Source organism: Corynebacterium nasorum, assembly GCF_022347325.1.
Classification (GTDB): domain Bacteria; phylum Actinomycetota; class Actinomycetes; order Mycobacteriales; family Mycobacteriaceae; genus Corynebacterium; species Corynebacterium kefirresidentii.
Window position 1 is genome coordinate 1 of the sequence record NZ_JAKRDU010000033.1, and the last position, 1,762, is coordinate 1,762.

Below are 1,762 nucleotides of genomic sequence, written 5' to 3' on the forward strand. Positions count from 1 at the left end.
TCGACGCTCCCGCCGCCAACGAACCGGGCGAGGTCGTCGTCGGCACCATCTTCACCTACACCCGCACCGTCACCGCCGACGAACCCCATGCCGCCGCCGAAATCGGCGACACCGCCTGGGTCAACCCAGCAGCCCCCGACCGCGAGCTTGCACACCTGCTGCGCGACCGCGTCTTCCCCACGCTGGCCTAGCGCCAACTGTCAACACTTCGGCGTCATTGACCTCGAAACCATCAAGAGCTACCCTTTTGAACATGTTCACTGAACACGTTCACTCATCGCGCTCGGCCGCCAAAGCTGGCACCGTCAGCAAGGTCCTAGCCACCGCCTACGAACTCTTCCTCACTCAGGGCTACGCCACCACCAGCATCCGGACTATCGCATCCGAAGCTGGCGTTAGCGTGGGAACCGTCATGGGAGTCGGCGACAAACAAACGCTGCTCATCCGCACCATTGGCCAACACATTTCAGAACTCCACGATGACATCCGGGGACAATCCGATAGCCTTCTCGATGTCCTGAGACCTTTCCTCCAGATGTTTACCGGCCACGAAGAGCTCTCCCGCGCCTTTGGCGCAGCACTCATCCAACAAGGCAATCAAGGCGAAGCGCTCACCGCACTCAAAACGCTCCTGACCGATGAAATCACCCTGCGACTCGGCACCAGGCTCAGCAGCGCCGATGCGGCCGAGTACGCCGACCTGCTGTACAACGTCTACCTCGGCTTACTCATCGGCTGGGCCGCCGGAATCTACGACACCGAGCACCTCACATCCCAAGCCGCCTCATCGATCGAACGCCTCAACACCGCATTCGGAGTAACCCAATGATCCTAGAATCTTCCCCAGCCTGGCCCTCCCTTCTACTAGCAGCCATTCTGCTTGGCGACGCCGCCCTCTCCCTCAAACCAGTCCCCTTCATCGAAGCCTGCCTCAGCGGCGTCAAACTCCCCAAGGACTGGTGGTGGGCGCTCATTGTCATCAAGTGCCTCGCCGCCGTAGGACTCATTGCCGGCCTCTGGTTCCCCGGCGTAGGAATCACAGCCATGATTGGAGTCATCGCCTATTTCTGCGCGGCCGCAGCAGCCCATGTCCGCGCCCACTTCCTCGGTAGCGCATTCTGGATCAACTGCTTAGGCATGCTCGCATTCTCCATCGGAGTACTGATCCTGACGCTCGCACTGAATTAAGACACCAGTCAACCTTTCACGGCTTCCTGAAGGCAGATACATCATTGCACCTCTTGAATGATGACTTGATGCTTTCTACCCTAAAGGTATGCGCACGACGATAAACCTCCCGCCGAAACTCCTTGAAGAAACGAAGGTCCAAGCCAAAGCCAACAATGTCACTTTGAGCTCATACGTCGAAGAGGCGGTCCGCGCTGCCCTCAAGAAGGAAGCCCGCATCAGTACCGAAGACACCCCCGTTAACCTGCCCTCCTTCGATTGCGGCGGACCGGCTCTAGTTGATCTCAGCAACAAAGAAGCTGTGTGGGCGGTACTCGATGATCATTCCTGATGTCAACATTCTCGTTTATGCCTTCCACTCCGCTGCACCGCAACATAAACCCGCTCAACAATGGCTAAGTAGTGCTCTAAATCGGCATGAAACAATTGGACTCCTGGATGTTGTGGCAACGGGCGTGCTGTCAAGGGGTGAATGCGCCACTTCGACCGGGAGGTAGTTGTGACGCGTTGGACTCCGAAGGATGTTAAGGATGCTGCTGTTGAGCGCGTGGTGGCAGGCGAGGCAGTTAGCCTG

General features: G+C 58.1%; 4 protein-coding genes. All 4 read left to right on the top strand.

From position 1 onward, the window contains the following. A partial coding sequence (locus tag MHK05_RS11750) for an NUDIX hydrolase (RefSeq protein WP_458861193.1) occupies window positions 1-191 on the top strand: 191 nt, incomplete at its 5' end. A gap of 62 nt (window positions 192-253) precedes the next feature. Beyond that, a complete protein-coding gene (locus tag MHK05_RS11755; RefSeq protein ID WP_005292598.1) occupies window positions 254-829 on the top strand; it encodes a TetR/AcrR family transcriptional regulator in 576 nt (191 codons plus the stop codon). Further along, complete coding sequence (locus MHK05_RS11760; RefSeq protein ID WP_005292602.1) at window positions 826-1,188, top strand: DoxX family protein; 363 nt, start codon at window positions 826-828, stop codon at window positions 1,186-1,188. Before MHK05_RS11755 ends, MHK05_RS11760 begins: the two co-directional genes overlap by 4 nt. Window positions 1,189-1,276: 88 nt before the next feature. Further along, entirely contained in the window at window positions 1,277-1,519 is a 243-nt protein-coding gene (locus MHK05_RS11765; protein WP_005292604.1) for a YlcI/YnfO family protein, read from the top strand. Window positions 1,520-1,762 lie beyond the last annotated feature (243 nt).